Consider the following 19,639-nt stretch of genomic DNA (forward strand, 5'->3'; position numbering starts at 1 on the left):
GCAATTTTCACAAATCCCATCTGTTTCGTTTAATTGAAGCTCACCTTCTTGTTTCTCTCAAACAAAGTAAGGTGGGTATTGTTTTAAAGAATAATTTCTTTTAACGATTCCTCCAAATTCATACATGCACCCTCTACATCATTCTTTGAATTTCCTGCTTGTTGTTCCATTCACTCATAAAAATATCTCAGGAAAAGAACGTTATAGCGATGGCTATCATGAATACAATTTGATTTACCCTACTTATAATAGTAACCTTACAATTTCAGAAGTTTGACACAGCTCTGGAAAAAGCTTATAAAGAAAAGTGAGGTTCCTGATATTCGGTTCCACGATCTAAGGCATACTCATGCAACATTAATGTTGAAACAAGGTATTCACCCGAAGATTGTAAGTGAACGATTAGGACATAAAAGAGTAGGCATCACACTGGACACCTACTCACATGTTGTACCAGGACTTCAAGAAAAAGCAGTCGAAGATTTTGCAAACAATCTATTTCAAAAGCACTAATGTTTGCAATTACGGATTTTGCATAAAAATACTAGCTTATCCGTGTAACATTGAGAGGAGTCAAAAACATGAGAGAAATCAAGTCTGAAAAAAAATTCAAAGACATCATCGCAAGCGAGGAGCCAGTAGTTATTAAGTTCTTTACAACGTGGTGCCCGGATTGTGTGCGGGTGAAGTAGTACGTTTTATGCATGAGTATACAAGATTAAAAAACGTTATATCATAAGGGTTTAGAGGGCATATCAGCGACCATTTACCTCTTACCATTACTTGGAAGCATTCGTTTAGTTTGCAGTTTTGTTTGCAATTTGGTTTGCAAACTTGTTAACACTTTTTTTATTTTTCTTCTACTAAAAACCTTCATTGTATTTCTTCTTTTACACATCACTCACACTGCCATTATGACGAAAATCATCAATTAAAGAAACAAATTATAATAGTCGCTTCCTTAACTTGCAGATTTTTTTATTTTTCAAATTTTTCTTAGGCTGTAAAATTCGTGTTTTGTTGGTACTACCCCACCGCTATCAAGTTAAGAAGCACATTCTTCCCCAAAATGAGAAAATATGCTGAATGTCCATAAATAACCGTAAAGATATAAAATTTTTTTTGGGGGATATTTCAAAATCTTAACGTGATGAGTATGTGATTGCATCCTGAATGCTTTCATTTCATGTAAGATTACAAAACCGTAAGCTTTTTGTAATCTAATTCGATTTTTCTATTATTAAAACAGCTGTATACTCTCTGAAGGAGCATAAAAAGGAGAGAATGGCATGAAAAGAATTTCAACTATCTTTGCGGTATTTATACTTTTTTCTAGTTTAGCTATTGGATGTGAGAGAGCTTCTCTAAATAGGATTGGAAAAGATGTATATTATGTACAAATAAAAGGAGAAGGTAAAGTTGAAGAAGTTGAAGGTCACACCTTACGTAATTACACCTTACCTGCTTATGATGAAAATGGAGTGAAAAAAAAGGTTACATTTAGAAGTAAAAAATCATCAAAAGATAAGAAATTAAATGAAAATGCATTTTTATGTCTTTATGTTAGCCAAGATGATGAAAACAAAACAGAGGTATCATCTACGGAAGTTAAATCCTATGAGGAAATTCAAAAAGATGATTTACCTTCAAAAGTAAAAGAAAAGTTAGATGCTAAATAATAATATAACTAATATCACGAATAATTTCATGAGTATTGTGTATTAGGATTATCTTCTTGATATTAAGAATGATTTTATGAGTATCTCGTATTAGTGTGTTCTTACTGATTATGGCTATTATTGAAGATGACATATCAGCGATATTTTATGTCTATTCCTTATAAGTGTTAGCAAGTTCGTTTGCAAACTTGTTAGCACTTTTTTATATTTCTTCTACTAAAAAACTTCATTGTATCTCTTCTTTTACACATCACTCGTACTGCCATTATGACGAAAATCATCAATTAAAGAAACAACTTATAATAGTCGCTTCCTTATCAGTCATAAACAAAAAGCTAACTTCTTATCTGAAAAAAGATAAGAAGTTAGCTTTTTCGTTTTGAGGTGGGTTATTTTTTAGATTGATAGTAATGAAGTCCTACCCCTTATGGGAATTTCACTTAATCATAGACAAGGTGAAGTTGTAGTCGTTTCTCCAAAGAAAGGAAATCCATTTACCGTACCAGACGCTATAAGAGTTATATTTCCAGGTCCGGTAGCAGTAACATTCGTACTAAAAAATCCGCCTTCTTCTGTAAACACCGTAGTTGGTGAAACAGTTGCTGCACCTTCTATTGTGAACGTAACTGGTATTCCTGCAAATCCTATGCCATTTACTAACAAACGACCGGGTGCTACAACAGGAACGTTACAATCTTCACTTGTAAACGCTAGTCCAATAGCCACTTCTGTACCAGTGACTGGCAATCTCCTAACGCAGACTTTGACAATTTCCTTTTTTCTGTTTACGAAAAAAAGGAAACCGCTTTGAAATGATAGCTAATGAAGCTAATCGCGTGGAAGAAATCACTATGCAATGTGAATACGATAAGCAACTGGAAAGGTTAAATATGGGAGCCAATCTGATAAAAGCTGTGCATACTCCCAAAAGGATTATACTGAACTTACGCTCTATCTAGTTGCACCTTATTGATGGTTCATTTCATAACACTCCTCAAAATTTAAAAATAGCATATAAACTAAAAAGAGATGACATGAGCATCCCTTTTTTAGTTTATATGTTTATTTAACCATATCATATCTGCTTAAAATTTCATTTCTTTCGCTTAAGGATTTTGTTACTTTTTCCATATCTTTAGTTAATATTTTATACATCATATTATCATCTGAATAAAGAGTATCTAAGGTATTTAAGCAATCTTCTAACAAGCTTATTGTATTTAAAGCATTTCTTTTAAGATCTGATGCGTCTTTGTAATGGACATCGGTGTTTATAATTTCTTCTCTTAGCGCTCTTAATTTATCTTCGTAATTTAATTTATCCGTATGTCCAGATTCCGAAATGTACCAGTCAGCTAAATCCAATGGGTGTTTGCTGACGACATCAAAATAATCAATCATATCCAAAACCAATGGGTTATATTCCTTATCTAATTGTTTATTGAATGCCTCGAACTCTGTAATTGCCTTGTACTCTTTGTAAACAAAAATGGATCCTATGACGCCAATTATCATTACAATAGCAATAATTACTTTCTTTTTCATAGATGTCCTCCTAGTTGTGATGTGTAACAATAATACTACCATGTTTTTTACCGAAATATAAAGATATAAGGAACATATTGTAATATTTAAAATTGAGAGATTAAGGAAATAATGGTAGCCAACGAAACATCACATTCCCAAAGTTAATACATCTATTAGAAGGTAAATCCGTGTGTTTTATGTCATTTGGTTGACGAGTTCTCATGTACATTAACTTAAGAAAAATAATCACCAAAAACGAAACAATAAGATTTGACGCTTGCGTTGCAACGATATATGTCCCCACAGAAGGACTGTTATTTTTTTATTTCGCTCTTATATACTCGGAATCACATAGACCTTCACATATATATCATATTTTGCTGCTAACTCTTCCAATTTCTTTTCTCTGTATTTCGTTACCGTAAAGAAATGAATCACCGGCATTTTTCCATTATATTTCTGTTTATAAAATTACGTGAACTCTTTATAACATTTTAATTTCTTATCGCTTACTATCATTTTTTGAGGACGGTCATCTACTTACTAACTATATGACTGTAACTGATATACACCCATTGAATAACACTATAATATGTACCGACGATTTTTATAACAGGATTACTCTTAAATTTATGAATATAGATGGAGTATCACGAAAATGTATGTTTGTCATCTATGTAAAGTCATGCATTATAACTGCAAATATGTATAAGAATATTAACGGTATACTACACCGATGCATTTGGATTGAATATAGAGTTTGAAGTTGATGAGTTTGTGGGGATAGCTGACTGATTATAGTCAGTTTTTTTCTAAAAAAACATTTCGTTGAAGAATGATTTTCATAGGAAAATAATATCAAACTACGATTATGCAAAATTGCATAACATTTATCTTGTGTAATGTAGTATCTTTATATGGTGATGTTTTTATTTAACTTTTGTATTCGTAATGTCATAACCAAGAAAATTGAAATGTTTGATTAGAAGACCTTCCTTCCTTCTATCAAACAACAAAAATCCCTAATGCTCTATTAAATCGAGTATTAGGGATTTTTGTTTGTTATAGAGACAGTTTTCTTAATTCACAACTACATATATCGAACTTGCATTAATAAAGTATGTTTTACCGCGGCTATTATGAACCTTATATTGCGGCGAACCACTTACCATTATTTTTGCATCAATAGTAAATCCCAAATCTCCATCTACAGTTACGGCCACATCTTTATCCTGTCGAGATGAAGTATCACGAAAATGTATGTTTGTCATCTATGTAAAGTCATGCATTATAACTGCAAATATGTATAAGAATATTAACGGTATACTACACCGATGCATTTGGATTGAATACAGAATTTAAACTTAATGAATTTGTGGATGTAGAATAAAAAAGGGCTGACTCGAAAGAGCCAGCTTTAATTCGCAGCAGGTAAATTGATATTTGTAAAGGTGTTATTCGAATTGATGAAGTTACGAATATGATTTTTATTTGTGTAATATTTTAAATTCAATGGTGCTGTTCCTGTATAAACAAATCCATTGTCTTTTAAAATTAACTCGTTTACCCCCGCTGCTGCTCCTGAAGCTAAGAGAGCAGCGAATGCTGGATTATTAATAGTAACATTGCATTTCTCTACTATATAAGTTGTATATGGACGATTTGTATCAGATAAGAATAAATTATTTTTCGTATTAATGGAGATAGCACAGTCTTCCAGTGAAGTGTATGGTACTTGATTATCCACATTTGTAATACCAACTTCGCAAGTTGTATCTATAAGTTTTGATTTAGTAACTCTAATATTCATTGGACGCCCACTAAACAAATGATTTCTCAACTCGCAATTAAGAAGTTCTGACCTTGTGAACTCACAAACGTCTACAGTTTGAGTATTAGGGTTTTCTGATCTGACTCGTAAATTTTCGAATCTACAGCTATCATATTCTTTAACTTTAAACGTCATCTCTCTTTGTGTTAAAACCGATTTAAAGGTACATTTGCTTATTTTGTTTGCTTTTATCCATGGTGTGGTAGTCGGATTTTCTGTAAAAATAATATAATTATTATCAAATGTGCAATTATCTCCCAATGCAACGAAATCAGGGTTTACGTATTGATTGTTAGATAAAGAAACCCTATACGAATCATTAGTTAAATTCATATTACCACCTGTGAAACTGTTGTCTATTATATTCACAAACGCCGTACTAAAATTAGAAGTCATGAGTCCAATATTATTTTGACAGTTGTATAAGTAATTATCCTTAATAGTTGCATGCATTAAAGAATAAAGATTAATCGCTAGGTAATCTATATTGTAAATGTGATTATGTTCTATTAAGACATCATAGCAACCAACTAAAATACCGTGATAACTGCCGTAAATTTCGTTATCTTTTATGGTACAGCTTGCTCCGTATGAATCTTCCATGTTTATTGAATAACGAGTTGGATTGTTGAAAATAGGTTTTCCATCCAAAAACCTAACCAATCCTTTTCCATTATCGCGGATTTTATTATTTATAACTTCGTTGTAATTCCCCCCTAAAGTGATACCACCCCTATGCCCATTAAAAACCTCGCATTTTTCAACAGTGTTATGGTGAGGGATACCACCAAACATAATTGTATATTGCAGATTCTTATTTACATTGTTTTCATTATAAAATTGAAGTCTAAATTTCATTGCGTTAACTGGGATTGAAATATCTGTATAGATTCTTCTTTTCTTCATAACCCCTATGAAATTGTTGTTATTATCGTAAAAGAAGATATCCAAGTCTTTACTATTTAAATTTGTTGTTCTAGCGTATCCTGCTCCAGCTATAAGAAAGGAAGTAATCTTTGGTGTTAAATCTTGAGGTATATTTAACATCTTTGTTGTGAGTGTATTCGTAGAGGTAATAGGTTGTCCAGTGTTGTAATCTAAGGCACTCAAAGTAAGACCTTGATCAAATTCTCCATAGTCAAATATCGAGTTTGAGCTAAATGAAATATTATCGCCCATATAATCGCGAACCTTACAATTTTTCACAGAACAATAATTTGAACTTTTTTGAAAGAGAATACCATACGTATTCTCCATTGCCACTTCTAAAGGATTAGAGAAACTTCTGTCGTCCCTACATCCAATTATAGTTCCACCAAATAAATTAGAATTGGTGACTTTACTAAATACGATACTATTCCCTTTGAAGTTGTAATAATCAGTAGTTGTTCTATTGTCAAATGGCGATTTCTTATTAGAATCGTATATAACTTTTAATGTTGATCCATTTAAATTAAAATCTAAATTGGAAACCATAACAATCTCACGTGGATAACATAGAGCGTAATTGCCTTTTGGAAGAATAACTTCAGAGTAATTATTAGATGCTGCAAATTGTAGCACATTGTTTATCCCCTGGATATTCTTATCAGCTTGTATATAATCTGCATCTACATAGGGTTTAGTAGGTAACCCTTCTTTTATGCCCCACTGATTTAATTCGATTAAATAATCCAATTATTATCACCTCTTAAATTTCTTAATATAGTATATTCATTGATAAAAGAAACCGTCCCCTAAAAGGAGACGGTTTTAAAAATCATTTCACATATACATAGGCTTCGCTTGCTGTTACATAGTATGTTTTACCTTTGCTGTTGTGTACTAGGTATTTCTATAAGCACTCGTACTTCAAGTGTTAGCAAGTTCGTTTTAGAACATGTTAGCACTTTTTATACTTCTTCTATCACATATCCCTTCACAAACACAGCATATTTTGCTGCTAACTCTTCCAGTTTCTTTTCTCTGTATTTTGTAACTGTAAAGAAATGAATCACCGGCATTTTCCCATTATGCTTCTGTTTATAAATCTGCGTAAGCTCTTCATACTTTTTTAACTTCTCTTCATTCACTTTCATTTTCTGCGAACGATCTACCTCGACTGCATGAAGTATCCCTTCTTCATCACGAAACATTACAAGGCACTTTCTCTTTTCTTCAAGTAATTTCAAGAATATCTTAAACGCAGTATGATAGCTTTTTGAAGAACCGTATCCACCGAAAACAAAATAGTCTTTATGATCCCAATTAAAGATGTACTCTTCAAATCGTTCGTTTATTTGTTTCTCAATCATGATCGCTCACTCTTTCTAGAAACCACAATTTCGATTGGACCATCATGTTCATTACCACTTAATTTTTCAACTTCTGCTTTCGTCTTCTCAATACCTAACTTCATCTGCTCTAACTTCATTCGTCTTTCATCATCTATATTAGCTAACTTATCAAAGTCTCTAATAAGAGAAGATAACGTACTCATTGCTCTTGATTGAGCGTTTAAGAAGGTAGCGTGTTTGTCCCAAGCGAATTGAATTTCCCATTCTTCTTCAGATGAACTTCCCGAATCAGAATAGCTTTCTTTTGTCTTCTTCAATTCTTTTGTCATATCTTCCTGATTTACTACAAACATTAACCTTTGTGCTCTAATAATAGCTGTATACTGAATCGTTACGTTTTCCCATAACATATCAATCGGTTTCTTCTCCATGATCTCAGCAGCTAAGTCAGCTACATCTTCTGGGAAGTGTTTACGGAAGAATCCATGAGTAACAGCATTGTCATTCCCTTTTGGCGGACCATGACCAACTGCATTCTTGTTACCCCATTTAGGATTTGTATTACCACGATTACCTGCAGCATTTGCATTTTTGTAGGGTGCACCTTTTTTCTTCGGTTCCTCTTTTTGTGTGCACCCTTTTTCTTTGTTCGGGTGCACACCTTCTCGGTTCCATCCATGTTTCTTTTTCCACGACTTTACTGTATTCAGACTAACGCCATATTTTTCAGCAATGTCTTTATATTTCATTTTCTTCATATAATCCTGTTCAGCTAATTCGTGTTTTTGTTTACTCACGTCACACCACCACACCCCCTCTTAAATAGTAGGTGTAGGTACGTATTGCTATTTCATCCCACACCTTTTATACAATCCATCAATACGTGCAAGAAATGCTTTACGCTTAATCACCGGTAAAATCACCTTACCTTTCACTATTTTCATGTAATACGAAAAAGAGACCTTCAAATGACGGGATAATTGCTCATCGGTCATTTCTAAGTCTCTTTTGGCCACTGCTATTTGATTTTGGAATTGTTGATTATTGATATCTACCACCTCACGCTAATCGCTCAATAAAATAAAAAGCAGCGGATTCGCTACTTTTATTTGTTCCAACCTTCAAGATCTTTATATTGCTTTGGATATTCGTTTTTAAACACATTTTCATGCCATGCATCATCTGCGTCCGGTCTTGACTGTTTATTATTGTATTCATTCACATCACCATTTCCATTGAACCATTCAGGATTCCTATGAACGTAACGGTAAATAAACTGCCTTGCTTCTTTTAATGAGTTAAATTCTCCAAAGTATACCTTTTGTTCTATCCCATAACCATGTACAAAGTAAGTTGTTCCCTTTTCTCCATGAGTTTCAAAAAACGGTCTTTTTGACTCATCTATTTTTCTCACAATAGCATCCCCTTTCAAATCGCCTTAGATTTATTATACAAAATAAATATAGCTACTTTTGAATAGTTTCATGTTTTTTGTGAAAAGAATCTTATTTTTAAAAAATCCATCTGTTTTTGTTCAGTTTTTGTGGAGAACTCCTCTTGAGTTTGTATATACCTGTGTAAGGCAAAAAAATACGGAATTCAAAAGGAGACGGAACATGAAACTAAAAATTAAACTACCAAACGGATTTAAATCAGACCTTTACATTTCACCAGGATTTATTAGCGCTATCGGAATGTTAGCTACAACTCTCCACCTAGCAGGAATCATTTGATTCTTGCTTTCTTTTTCTGTTCGTTGTGTTCGTTTGTTTTGTTAGATTTTAAATCGAATTGCTACTACATTCTTTGTATTTAATAAGTATTAATTTAGAAAATACATAAACAAAAAAAGAGTGCTATGAAGAAATGCACTCTTTCAAAAGACTTTACCAATCCCGACGATCATCATGATCACGGTCATGATCATGATTACGTCTGCGACGACACTCATCACAATCACAGTCATGGTCACGTCTACAACGACGGTCATCACAATCTCTATGTCTGCGTCTGCAGAACATTAAATCATCCCAAAATCTATTACAATCTCGGCAATGTCTGAAATTACAATTACATCCCATAAATATAATTACCTCCTCTTAACTCTAGGATTCATCATATTCTATGCTAAAAAACAAAAACAGCTTGTTTACTAGTCTATTTTTTGTATTTTAAAGTAATAATATTATTATCTAATTTTTAAGCTTCAAATCTATTTCACCCCTTATCTTTCCTTAACAACAAAAAGACGCCCACCAGATCACGGCAACGTTGTTATTCGTTTAATCATCACTACTAGCTCTTAATCTTGATAACTGCTCCATTTCCTTCTTTACCGATTCCTCTAAATTTCTTTTATGTAATTCTGCTTTTTTGTTTTCCTCTGCCCTAAAACAAAAGTACAGTACCCCACAAGTAATAAATGAACCTACAACATATCCTACAAAACAACCTAACCAGAACATAATATAAAATACTAAGCTCAATAAGAAACACAAAAGCCACGACACTCACGCACCGTGGCTGAATATATAAATTCAATTGGTCTTTTCGTCCTTCATGCGGATTCTTACCGCCCATGCCCGTTCTTCGGTAACGTTTTGATAAAGGGGCTATGATCATTTATTTATGAGCGCATAGATACGTTATCCCTACAGTTACTTGCTCTTTTCAAAGAACAAGTAACTGTAGGGATATCGTATCGCTGATTTGAATGTAAAAAGGTATCCAATTCACTGCCCAAAACACTGCCCTGAATGGTACCCCAAAACTTCCATTTTCATTTTTATATCATGTTTAATGCTCTTGCAAAATTGATAATTCCTGACTTCCTTTTTCGATAAAACTTTCCTTCTTTCATGCCTAAAGTTGTTGCCAAATAATCATTATTCAACTCTTTACCGCTCATATATTTCGCTTCCAGCACCCTTTGCTCATCTTCATCAAGCGCTTCTTCAAACGCCCTTTTTAACTGTCTGTACCTTATTTCATCCTGTGTACTTTTTCTAAGTTCTGGAAACATCAATTCCACTCCAAATTCCGTCCGTTCTTGAAGGTTTTTAAATTTCACTTTCAGCACACGATAATCTCGTAATTCTTCTATCACGAAAGGCCGTATTTCCTTTTCATTTACATGCCTAGAAGATTGATTCATACGATACGGTTCCCCTCCGTCCATTCTACTTACTTATAAAAGGATTATTTTATAAAAATATAAACTTGCAAAATAGTTACTAGTACTAGTTTATTAATCCAATCGTTCTATTTAATTTATACATATATTAATAGTAAACCAAGGAAAGGAGGTTTTTTTTTATGGGTGAGCATACAAAATGTGTTTGCGAACAATTAGAAAGATTACAGTTAGGTACAGAAGTAGATGTTTTCCTTACAGGAACAACACTAGAGGATCTTATTTTTACTAACTTTAATCCAGATAATTTTTGTGTAACATTTGTAGATAACACAACAGAACCTGGCTCTGTAATTGTTTTGGACTGTCGTGATATTCAAGCGCTTAGAATTGAAGCTGATTAAAGTAAACATAGGGCTTTGAAAAAAGCCCTATTTCATAATTCCATAAGTATATTTCACTATAAATTTTAAAATAGAGGAGCCGGAAAAATGTCAGTTTTCATAAACTATGCTATTACTCCCAAAGTATTTAGTCCTAATCTAACATCTCTTCCAAATAATCAATCTTCTTTTATCCCACCCCCAAAAGAGAGTTCCAAAGATATTTGCTACCTTTTAGAAACATTTTACTTAGGAAAGAAAATAAAACAACTTTTAGTTAACGGCACAATATTAACAGCTTCTATATTTGTAGGTTTCCATAATAAATCATCCCTTGCTACATTTATAGATGAAAACGGAGATATCACTGTAGTTAACTGTGAGCGTATTGATGCGATTGTGCTCTAATTGTGAATTTACATGTGAATAAATAATCATTATTTTCAGGGCACACGTTAATTCTTACACATAATACCAATAACTGTTACCATAAAAAACTTGGTCCGAAGAGCACTAATATACAGTTCTTTTTAAGGATCGATTGGACCGACGTTCCCACCAGTGCAACCCTTTCAATTCCTACTGGTCCCACTGGTTCAACGGGTGCTACTGGAGCTACTGGAGCTACCGGGAACACCGGACCTACTGGATTCACTGGACCAACTGGTGAAACCGGTCCTACCGGGAACACTGGACCTACTGGTTCAACGGGTATTACAGGACCCACCGGCATTACTGGACCTACAGGGCCGACTGAACCCACAGGACCGACACTATTTTTCACTCCCCTTTCTCCTACTAAAATAGCGTTTTTATACTAGTGTACAAGCCGTTTCTTTTCAAAGAAACACAACATAGTATAAAATACAGGGCCAAGCTTTCTAAAAACTTGTCCGAGTTAATTCTTAAAAAGAGGTGAACATAAATGCCTATTGTTAAACCCTTTATAGCTGGTAGAAGGTTTGTCAGTACAGCAGGAGCAGGGACTGTGGCTGGGGCAGATTTAACTTTTGCTAATACTGATTTTACAAATGATGCAGGTGCTGTCACGACATTTCCAGCTTCATATGCGTATTTAAGCTTATATATTAACGGTGTGCTACAAACTGCAGATACTGTAACAGGAGTTACCACTACTGCAATCACCATTGTTGGTGGTGCTGTGCTTGATGGAGCTACTCCACTCATCATTGAGTTTGTTGTAACATAGTTAACTTTTTTGCAGGGTGACAAGTCACCCTGCCTTTTTTAGCCACCTACACACTAATTAATAATGATAAACTGTAAAACAATTGGTACTCCTTCAAAAGGAGGCTCCGGACCTAATAAAGTCAATTGTCCAGCTGTAACTTGATATTCAGTTTGCGGTTGAATCATACCATTAATAAATAAATTCATATACGAGACTTCACCTGGTGGTAATATTTGAGTTGTTCCAAGTAAAGGTTTACCATCACTATTTGTATAAACCAGTTTCTGTCCGTCAGAAAAAGTAAAGTACATTAAATTTGTTGCTGGTATTGGACTTGGAATTGAAGGTCCGGGTGGCCCTTGAGGTCCGGTCATTCCTTGAGGCCCAGGCAACCCTTGAGGTCCGGGCAGCCCTTGAGGTCCGGACGGTCCTTGAGGACCAGGAACAGGAAAAGCAATCCTACATTGCCTCTGAAGTTCATGCAGACGGGATTTAGCCTTTTTATTTTGTTGCATATATATCCCTCTAATCTTTTATTTGTTTTTTATACAATTAGTTTTATTATATGAACAGACAAATCAATCGGACATAATGAAGATGTTTAATTATGGCCATTGCATCTTTTCATATAATACCCACATACCTGTAAAACTTATGAAATAAAAATATTAAAATTATATTTCTCTATCAGTCTCCTTTTTCTATAAAATAACTATTTTGTTCGAATTTTAGATAGATGTTAAAATTCTTCATAAAGGAGGTCTATTGATGAAAAAATCATGGAAAACTTTTTCTCTGGTTATCCTCATAGCAATTGTCCTTTTAATAATTTTATATTTTGTTGGTATGTCACTTTTTTGGAACCAACCATAAGTGAATGATTATTTAATAAACATCCCGTCAATACTGTATATGACATTAGATTTTCTCCTTGTTCTCCCTTGGAGATACCGAGCAGTTAGCTAATTGAGCTAGCTGCTTTGTTTTTTAACCATTTTTATAGGAATACAAGTATATGCATAATTTCTGAAGTGAGATCCATACTATATTTAGCTCTTAAGTCTTAGGTCTTAACATCTAAAACCCTTATTTCAGCCTTAGACCTAATAAAGCGCCCCTCTCTCTTCCTCGGGGCTAAGCAGTTAGCTTTTGCTAGCTGCTTTTTTAAATTTATCTGAATAAAATCCCAAAACTTCCACATAATATCTACAAGCTGTTCACTCCCTGAATAGCGACCTTCTTCTTTTTTTAACAAGTTGCAATGGGGCGGTTAGCTTTTGCTAGCTGCTCTTTTTACATATACTAATTAATTAACACAAGCACATTTCAGAAAAATTCCGTATGATATAGTCAGTCCTTTCTTTTGAGAGAACGAAACTCGTCACGGGAGCACTTTATTAAGTGCTCTTTTTTGCTTTTAAACTAATACAAAATGAAATTTTTGTAATCATTATTCAGATAACATCCCATATACTTTAATGAGATTGGGTATTTATTAGCGATTGGGAGCGTCTTATTAGGTGCTCTTTTTTTCGCTTTAAAACCATACAAACATAGAAAATATACATACGATATCAAGTGGTATTCTTTTTCGATATTAGTTTTGGTCAGAGAGCGCCTTGAAAAGCGCTCTTTTAATTTCTTTGGATATGTCACCTTTTACATAAAGTCAACATAAAATAAACTGACAAGACATAGTTGCTTTATAATCGTGTGCATTTTTGGACACGATTTTTTTATTTTTATTCTTTTTTATTAATTTCGGAATATACTACCATTAAATACAGGAATAAACAGGTTTCTCCGGACCAGTTTCCTTGTATTCCTTGAACTTCTTGTACACAGAACCTGTTATAACTAACAGGTTCTTTAATTTTTATCATCATACAATAACTATTTTGTTAAATTTCTCAATTCACAAAGTACTAACTTTATAAAATGAGTTCATACATATTTATTGAATACATTTTAAGTTCTTATAAAATCAAATAATTTAGGAGTTGATTAGTATGACAAATAAACCACTAGTAATAACGCTTCCTCCTATATCAAAAACCAAAATTACATTTTATTCTTCTTCTGGTGAAGTAATTAACCACACTTTTTTAACAAACGAAACTTCAGAACCTATAGCAACATTTGCATATTGTCCTATAGAATTCGAAAGATTTGAAACTAAAAGAATGCCAGTACTTATAAAATAATTTTCCATAGATATTTCCCTAAATCCCCAAGATTTCAGGGGATTATTTTATATCAAATAACGATTTTGTTCAATTTATACCTTTTAATCCCCGCGCCTTGTCAAAATATAATCTCAAATATCTTTCAACTTATTATGATGCAAGTGCCCACACTAAATTGCTGGACAAGCATAAAATAAATTGAGTCTAATAATAAAGGAGGAATAAATATAAAAAAAGGTCACATGCTTACAGTCAAACTCACTTCATTTAATGGGACTTCGCTGACTGGCATCACTACAGAAGGCTTCACACAGACAGCGAACGTCACGATGAAAACAATTTATCATCAAGTAATTCTCAATCAACACCCCGTTCATCCCCAAAACATCACGATGAAAACAATTTATCATCAAGAAGTTCTCAATCAACATCCCGTTCATCCCCTAATCATGAACTATAGCACAGCCTTCATATCCGGTAGCAGAACTGCTATCTTGAATGCGGTGACTGCACTCGCAAATGCTGGGGCAAGCGCGCAGGTCCGTCTGGAACCCTACAACAATACCGTAGCATCCTTCCGGCCTGTTCCCTCAATAATATAAGTCAGATACCCGTCACAGTTGGATACCTTTATAACTGCGGACCGTGACGGGTACGTAGATGTTCAAGTGAATAGTCCTAAAATTTATGATTAGTAACTTAGCCTTATATTTATCGATATGCCCAGCTCTACAGAAGTTACGTATACATATCAAGATACAGTTAACATTTCAAATATTGGTTTCATTTTCCATTCCACTTTTCTATTCAAATAACGATTTTGTATTAAATCCGCACATTTCTAAAAAGCATACATACAATATCATGTGGTATTCTTTTTTAATTTTAGTTTTACTTAAGGAGCGCTTTGGAAAGCACTCTTTTTGCTTAATTTCTACTGTATATTTTTTTACGCAATTCATATACTTTAAATAACCTGTTTTGTCTTCAACTAATATATTAGTGACATTCCACTTTTTTTGTGAGACAACAAGCCCTCCGGTTGTTGTCTTTTTTTCGCCATTCAAATAAGGATTTTGTTTTAAAATTGCACCTACCTAAATAGCACGCATACAATATCGTATGTATTCATATTCAATATAAATTTTAGTCGGAGAGCTCTTTGAAAAGAGCTCTCTATTTTTCAAATCAGGATCTTGTTCTATTTTTTTATTTAAAACATATAAATCAAAATGGTGGTAAGTAATTATCTTGATTATTGAGGCACCTATACAAGGTGCTCTTTTTTGTTTGTATAATTAATCAATGCTTGTGTAAACTGCAAATAGTTTCGATTTTTTGAAAAATCCCGTTTTTCTGAGGTAGACATATAATTAACAAGACATAGTTTATATATAGTGGTGCACAAAAGACTTTGTGCACCATTTTTGTCTCCATAACTTATTGATCAAATAGCATATTTATTAAAAATTTTCACATTTAAAATAGACAAGCATATATTATTGTATGGAGACTCTCCATTCATAAGATTCTTACCTTTCTTAACTAAGAGCACGCATATATGTGTGCTCTTTTGTATTTGCTATGAAATAATGTATCTGTTTTTCTGTATTCCACCCATAAGATGCCATAGGTACCATTTTGAGCTCTTTTTTTCTTTCATTTCCCTCTTCCTCCCTGAATACAACTCAATATCCCGTCAATACTGTAGATACAGTTTCTGATTTCCCTTCATACCCGAGGGCTTAGCAGCTAGCTTTTGCTAGCTGCTCTTTTGTATTGACACGTTAATAAAACATTGTTCTTTTTCTTTTTTTCAACATATAATTCTAATCCAGACGTTTCTTTCACTGGGTTACCTCCTTTCTTAAAGAGCACTTGTGCATGGTGCTCTTTTCTAGTTTCTTTTTTCTACAAAATGAAATTTTTATTAGCTTGTTGTTTATTGTAATATATCACAATAAAATAATTTACACATATAATGAATGGATGAACGAAACTCACTAGATTTCCCCAAAAGGGCTTCCGACCAGTAGACGGAGCTCTTTTGGACTTTTAAAGGTTCATACCAAATAGCGTTTTTGTTCAAAATGATGCCCTATCCATTTGGACACATTTACCAGTATTTTTACCAAAAAATTCATGATATCGTTAATTAGTCGAGTACGTCATTACTTGACGATTACCCTTAGGAACCCCGCAGACAATCGGGGTTTCTTTTATCTAAATAATAATTTTATTAAGTATTCTTTTTTACACCAATTGTACATCCTTTATTAACCTTTTATTTTCATATTCCATAGAAAAAACAATAAAGTTTGCTTATGATTTTTTATTACTACCCATTTCCTCTTATTCTGCATTCCTATAAATAGACAACAGCATAGGATAAAAGGTAAATGATAAAATCATGAGAGGAGCTTGGATATGCAACATAATCCACGTTTTTACTATCAATGTCAAAGCTCAATGGATAGCATCTGGAATAACAATAATTGGATTTACGATTGGAATCCTTATTATTACAGTAACAACAATAACGCCTGGAATCACAACCGGAATCCTTATTGTGAAAACATTAGATTAACAGATTATGGAGCTAGACCATTTGTATTGAATATTAACCAGGCCACTAAACAAAACCATACTTATCGCACCGCTTTATGGACAGGAAAAAACTTACAAGTAACTTTGATGAGTATTAATGTTGGAGATGACATAGGTTTAGAAGTACACCCTACAACTGATCAGTTCATACGTATTGAAGAAGGACAGGGACTTGTTCAAATGGGTGATAACATAGATACATTATATTTTCAAGAAATGGCCTATGATGACTATGCAATTATGATACCTGCTGGAAAATGGCATAATGTAATCAATACGGGGAATAAACCACTTAAAATTTACTCTATATACGCACCTCCAGAGCATCCATATGGTACAGTTCATGAAACAAAAGCAATTGCCATGTCTACTGAAGCAAGTCGGTATTACTAATAAGAAATTATCTTTGTCTTAAACTAAATTATTGTTCAAATACTCCACAATCCTAAAAAGATCACAATAAACCTTGGTCATAGAGCGCCTTAAAAAGCGCTCTTTTTTATTTAAATAAGGATTTTATTTAAATTTCATAAAACCTATCTTTGCCTAAATAGGTTCAAAATTATCTATTTAGCATATATAATACTTTTAAGCAATTTAAATTCTATACATAAGTAATGGAGGCATTAAAATGGGGATTATCCCAAATTTACCACCACAACAATCAATCTCAAAAAAACAAATTAATCCTAACATGAACCTACAAACGAATAAAAAGCTAAGACGTCGTCTTTTATTAGCGCTTGCTTTTATGCTACCTATGGTTATTTCCATTCAAATTTCCATTTATAAGCAAGAACAAATGATTCAAGAAAAACAAATTACACTTAATAAAGAAAAGAAAAGATTATCTGAATTAGAAATTACAGGACGTTATTTTGAAAGCGATATTAAAACTTTAACAGAGAGTGAAGAAGGTATTTTAAAGTTCGCAAGGAAATTGTATGGATTCTCCAGACCTGATGAAACTATATTTCAAATAACTGAATAGCTTTTTATCAAAATTCTATTAAATAACTATTTTGTAGAATTTTTTTAAATTTATATATACTTATATTCAATAATTATTTATACTATTAAAGTTCCTAACAGTCATTAATATGGAATGGACAATTGCAACAACTTTACTTCCTTAAGTCCTAGCATTTTAAGCTGGGACTTTTTATTTCATTTACATTCACAATCATGTAACCACTCATCACACTTATTACAACAACAATCGCAATTCTCTATTTTTCTATCACATTGACTGCAATAATCTATAACTTCATAAATCATAAGAGTTCCTCCAATCAAACAACAATTTTATTGAGCTTTCTTTTCATCATTTTTAATCTCTTTCAGTTGCTCAATTTCCTTCCTTACCGATTCATCAAACATTCTTCTTTGTATATCTGCTTTCTGGTTTTCCTCAGCTCTAAAACCAAAGTAAAGTAGCGCACATGTAATAATTGAACCTACAATGAATCCTAAAAAGCATCCTAACCAAAACATAATGTAACTCCACCTTTCTGTACAACGTTCAAAATTGATGCTACTTTGCAACTCCCTGCGCCTTCCCAAAAGTTGCAGCTCTTTTATTGATTTCTTTTAAAATGCGACTTACATGTGGTTGACTAAAGCCAGCTCGTTTACTTATTTCTTGTTGCGATTTATTTTGTGAATGCATATCCCAAACAATCATTTCTCGATCCGGTAAAGTCCAAACAAAAGAATTAACCAACATTTCATCCTCAATCTCTTCTGTTTTACTCATTGACCATTCATCAACCAGCATTTGTTCTATTGTTAAATCATCGTCGCCATTCCCAGCTGAATGAGCTACCTCATGTAATGATTTTGTTATTTGTTGATACTGTAAGGCTTCTTCAATCTCTTGTAGGGATACATCTAACTGCTTACTAATTTCTTCTGGTTTCTCTCCCCAAAGTCCCTGATTCATGATTTTCCCTTTTAAGTAATAAACATCACGTGGTACCTTTACCTTTTGAGCGTCTCTAATGTTCACTGCAATTATGCCGAATATCTTTGGAATGGCGTAGGTAGAAAATTTGCATCCATATGCAGGATCAAAACCCTCTCTCGCTTTCAGTAAACCGATCATACCGTATTGAATTAAATCATCTATTTCTAATCCCGTATTACTTTTTATCACTTCAGCAGTCGAACTGTATTTTTTCCAAACGAAATTATAAACTAGATTTTTGTATTTTTTCATAAACTCATCATCCGACATGGCTTTCACATCAACGGTTTCAGTCATTCTCCCCACTCCTTTTGATTTCCCACATTAAAGTTGGTCCTTTCCAAACACCAGCTTGTTTCCATTGTTGTTTCATTTTCCCGACATAAGAAGGACTACGATCATACATAATGCTGATATCTTTATCTGGGATGCCTTTCTGATTCAATTCGCGTACACGCTCCGGAGTAAGTCCAATAGGTATATCATTTCGTTTTCCACCGCGTTCTTTCGGATGTGTATTAAGGTATCTACCCAACTGGCGTAATTCTTCGCCAGTCGGGCAATTATTACAAACACTGGTACTAAAACATTCTTTTTCTGAACGATTGTAATAACAACGTCTACATTTCTGCTCGATGATATCTCCAATTTCGTATGTGATTTGGATGCGCTCTACTTTCGTTTTACTCATTAACCGAATTATTTCACATACATTATTCACTATCGATGCCATTCTTCTCTTCACCCCTTGAATAATTTTTCCAAATGAATACATACTACTTCCAAGCCGCTTAATCCACGGCTGGTACTTCTTTCTTTTGTTACAGTAGTAAGCAGGTAGGTTCTTCACTTATCTGCT

Annotated in this window: 21 protein-coding genes and 7 pseudogenes; 11 read left to right on the forward strand and 17 right to left on the reverse strand. The window is 33.4% G+C overall.

The window, feature by feature from the left end:
* Positions 1–184 precede the first annotated feature (184 nt).
* The 3 genes and pseudogenes from MR065_RS21635 to MR065_RS21645 all read left to right on the forward strand — a co-directional run bounded on the left by MR065_RS21635 (position 185) and on the right by MR065_RS21645 (position 1,679).
* Positions 185–513 (forward strand): annotated as a pseudogene (locus tag MR065_RS21635) (tyrosine-type recombinase/integrase).
* A 68-nt stretch (positions 514–581) separates the two neighbouring features.
* Positions 582–686: pseudogene (locus MR065_RS21640) on the forward strand (thioredoxin domain-containing protein); the annotation flags it as partial.
* A 603-nt stretch (positions 687–1,289) separates the two neighbouring features.
* On the forward strand, positions 1,290–1,679 hold the full coding sequence (locus MR065_RS21645; RefSeq protein WP_242215022.1) for a YxeA family protein: 390 nt from the start codon (positions 1,290–1,292) through the stop codon (positions 1,677–1,679).
* 444 nt (positions 1,680–2,123) lie between these two features.
* Here the strand turns inward: MR065_RS21645 and MR065_RS21650 are convergent, their stop codons facing one another.
* From MR065_RS21650 to MR065_RS21660, 3 genes and pseudogenes are all read right to left on the reverse strand, one after another.
* A complete protein-coding gene (locus tag MR065_RS21650) occupies positions 2,124–2,426 on the reverse strand; it encodes a hypothetical protein (protein ID WP_242215023.1) in 303 nt (100 codons plus the stop codon).
* A 315-nt stretch (positions 2,427–2,741) separates the two neighbouring features.
* The gene (locus MR065_RS21655; protein WP_242215024.1) at positions 2,742–3,224 is read right to left on the reverse strand and encodes a hypothetical protein; all 483 of its coding nucleotides are present in this window, start codon (positions 3,222–3,224) and stop codon (positions 2,742–2,744) included.
* Positions 3,225–3,539: 315 nt separating this feature from the next.
* A pseudogene (locus MR065_RS21660) lies at positions 3,540–3,740 on the reverse strand (replication-relaxation family protein); the annotation flags it as partial.
* Between MR065_RS21660 and MR065_RS21665 the strand changes: the two are divergent.
* Positions 3,716–3,847 (forward strand): annotated as a pseudogene (locus tag MR065_RS21665) (YolD-like family protein); the annotation flags it as partial. The pseudogenes MR065_RS21660 and MR065_RS21665 sit on opposite strands and share 25 nt — an antisense overlap.
* Before the next feature lie 438 nt (positions 3,848–4,285).
* On the opposite strand, the pseudogene MR065_RS21670 reads toward MR065_RS21665, so the two are convergent.
* From MR065_RS21670 to MR065_RS21720, 10 genes and pseudogenes are all read right to left on the reverse strand, one after another.
* Positions 4,286–4,471, reverse strand: a pseudogene (locus tag MR065_RS21670) (N-acetylmuramoyl-L-alanine amidase); the annotation flags it as partial.
* A 152-nt stretch (positions 4,472–4,623) separates the two neighbouring features.
* Complete coding sequence (locus MR065_RS21675) at positions 4,624–6,714, reverse strand: right-handed parallel beta-helix repeat-containing protein (RefSeq protein ID WP_242215025.1); 2,091 nt, start codon at positions 6,712–6,714, stop codon at positions 4,624–4,626.
* Between the two features lie 82 nt (positions 6,715–6,796).
* Positions 6,797–6,871 (reverse strand): annotated as a pseudogene (locus MR065_RS21680) (N-acetylmuramoyl-L-alanine amidase); the annotation flags it as partial.
* A 58-nt stretch (positions 6,872–6,929) separates the two neighbouring features.
* Positions 6,930–7,331, reverse strand: coding sequence for a phage terminase large subunit (locus MR065_RS21685; protein WP_277927503.1), 402 nt, complete (start codon positions 7,329–7,331; stop codon positions 6,930–6,932).
* On the reverse strand, positions 7,328–8,071 hold the full coding sequence (terS, locus tag MR065_RS21695; RefSeq protein ID WP_242215040.1) for a phage terminase small subunit: 744 nt from the start codon (positions 8,069–8,071) through the stop codon (positions 7,328–7,330). Before terS ends, MR065_RS21685 begins: the two co-directional genes overlap by 4 nt.
* Before the next feature lie 87 nt (positions 8,072–8,158).
* Complete coding sequence (locus MR065_RS21700; RefSeq protein WP_242215026.1) at positions 8,159–8,308, reverse strand: hypothetical protein; 150 nt, start codon at positions 8,306–8,308, stop codon at positions 8,159–8,161.
* Positions 8,309–8,418: 110 nt separating this feature from the next.
* A complete protein-coding gene (locus MR065_RS21705) occupies positions 8,419–8,727 on the reverse strand; it encodes a hypothetical protein (RefSeq protein ID WP_242215027.1) in 309 nt (102 codons plus the stop codon).
* Positions 8,728–9,199: 472 nt separating this feature from the next.
* Complete coding sequence (locus MR065_RS21710) at positions 9,200–9,394, reverse strand: hypothetical protein (protein ID WP_242215028.1); 195 nt, start codon at positions 9,392–9,394, stop codon at positions 9,200–9,202.
* 201 nt (positions 9,395–9,595) lie between these two features.
* Entirely contained in the window at positions 9,596–9,778 is a 183-nt protein-coding gene (locus MR065_RS21715; RefSeq protein ID WP_242215041.1) for a hypothetical protein, read from the reverse strand.
* A gap of 320 nt (positions 9,779–10,098) precedes the next feature.
* Complete coding sequence (locus tag MR065_RS21720; RefSeq protein ID WP_242215029.1) at positions 10,099–10,467, reverse strand: ArpU family phage packaging/lysis transcriptional regulator; 369 nt, start codon at positions 10,465–10,467, stop codon at positions 10,099–10,101.
* Positions 10,468–10,628: 161 nt separating this feature from the next.
* Here MR065_RS21720 and MR065_RS21725 point away from each other — a divergent pair, with 161 nt between their 5' ends.
* The 4 genes and pseudogenes from MR065_RS21725 (at position 10,629) to MR065_RS21745 (ending at position 12,039) form a co-directional block, all read left to right on the forward strand.
* Complete coding sequence (locus tag MR065_RS21725) at positions 10,629–10,850, forward strand: penicillin-binding protein (protein ID WP_242215030.1); 222 nt, start codon at positions 10,629–10,631, stop codon at positions 10,848–10,850.
* An 87-nt stretch (positions 10,851–10,937) separates the two neighbouring features.
* Positions 10,938–11,237 carry a hypothetical protein gene (locus MR065_RS21730; protein WP_242215031.1) on the forward strand — a complete coding sequence of 100 codons (300 nt, stop codon included), beginning with the start codon at positions 10,938–10,940 and terminating at the stop codon, positions 11,235–11,237.
* A gap of 132 nt (positions 11,238–11,369) precedes the next feature.
* Positions 11,370–11,629 (forward strand): annotated as a pseudogene (locus tag MR065_RS21740) (exosporium leader peptide-containing protein); the annotation flags it as partial.
* A 125-nt stretch (positions 11,630–11,754) separates the two neighbouring features.
* Complete coding sequence (locus MR065_RS21745; protein WP_242215032.1) at positions 11,755–12,039, forward strand: DUF4183 domain-containing protein; 285 nt, start codon at positions 11,755–11,757, stop codon at positions 12,037–12,039.
* Between the two features lie 53 nt (positions 12,040–12,092).
* Here the strand turns inward: MR065_RS21745 and MR065_RS21750 are convergent, their stop codons facing one another.
* Positions 12,093–12,395 carry a DUF4183 domain-containing protein gene (locus MR065_RS21750; protein ID WP_242215033.1) on the reverse strand — a complete coding sequence of 101 codons (303 nt, stop codon included), beginning with the start codon at positions 12,393–12,395 and terminating at the stop codon, positions 12,093–12,095.
* Positions 12,396–14,030: 1,635 nt separating this feature from the next.
* Between MR065_RS21750 and MR065_RS21755 the strand changes: the two genes are divergently transcribed.
* The 3 genes from MR065_RS21755 (at position 14,031) to MR065_RS21765 (ending at position 17,805) form a co-directional block, all read left to right on the forward strand.
* The gene (locus MR065_RS21755; RefSeq protein ID WP_242215034.1) at positions 14,031–14,225 is read left to right on the forward strand and encodes a hypothetical protein; all 195 of its coding nucleotides are present in this window, start codon (positions 14,031–14,033) and stop codon (positions 14,223–14,225) included.
* 2,409 nt (positions 14,226–16,634) lie between these two features.
* The gene (locus MR065_RS21760) at positions 16,635–17,207 is read left to right on the forward strand and encodes a cupin domain-containing protein (protein WP_097906079.1); all 573 of its coding nucleotides are present in this window, start codon (positions 16,635–16,637) and stop codon (positions 17,205–17,207) included.
* Positions 17,208–17,445: 238 nt separating this feature from the next.
* Positions 17,446–17,805: an FtsB family cell division protein gene (locus MR065_RS21765; RefSeq protein ID WP_242215035.1), complete on the forward strand. Its 360-nt coding sequence runs from the start codon at positions 17,446–17,448 to the stop codon at positions 17,803–17,805.
* A gap of 314 nt (positions 17,806–18,119) precedes the next feature.
* On the opposite strand, the gene MR065_RS21770 is transcribed toward MR065_RS21765, so the two are convergent.
* Genes MR065_RS21770 through MR065_RS21780 form a run of 3 tightly spaced genes read right to left on the reverse strand, consistent with a single transcriptional unit; the run spans position 18,120 to position 19,513 of the window.
* Positions 18,120–18,308, reverse strand: a complete 189-nt coding sequence (locus MR065_RS21770; RefSeq protein ID WP_242215036.1) for a Z-ring associated ZapG family protein — start codon at positions 18,306–18,308, stop codon at positions 18,120–18,122.
* A 40-nt stretch (positions 18,309–18,348) separates the two neighbouring features.
* Positions 18,349–19,077 (reverse strand): sigma-70 family RNA polymerase sigma factor, encoded by a 729-nt coding sequence (locus tag MR065_RS21775; RefSeq protein WP_242215037.1) that lies wholly within the window; start codon positions 19,075–19,077, stop codon positions 18,349–18,351.
* A complete protein-coding gene (locus MR065_RS21780; protein WP_242215038.1) occupies positions 19,070–19,513 on the reverse strand; it encodes a zinc-finger domain-containing protein in 444 nt (147 codons plus the stop codon). The genes MR065_RS21775 and MR065_RS21780 overlap by 8 nt, the downstream gene beginning before the upstream one ends.
* Positions 19,514–19,639: the final 126 nt, after the last annotated feature.

This window comes from Bacillus cereus group sp. BfR-BA-01383 (assembly GCF_022663495.1).
Classification (GTDB): domain Bacteria; phylum Bacillota; class Bacilli; order Bacillales; family Bacillaceae_G; genus Bacillus_A; species Bacillus_A cereus_AU.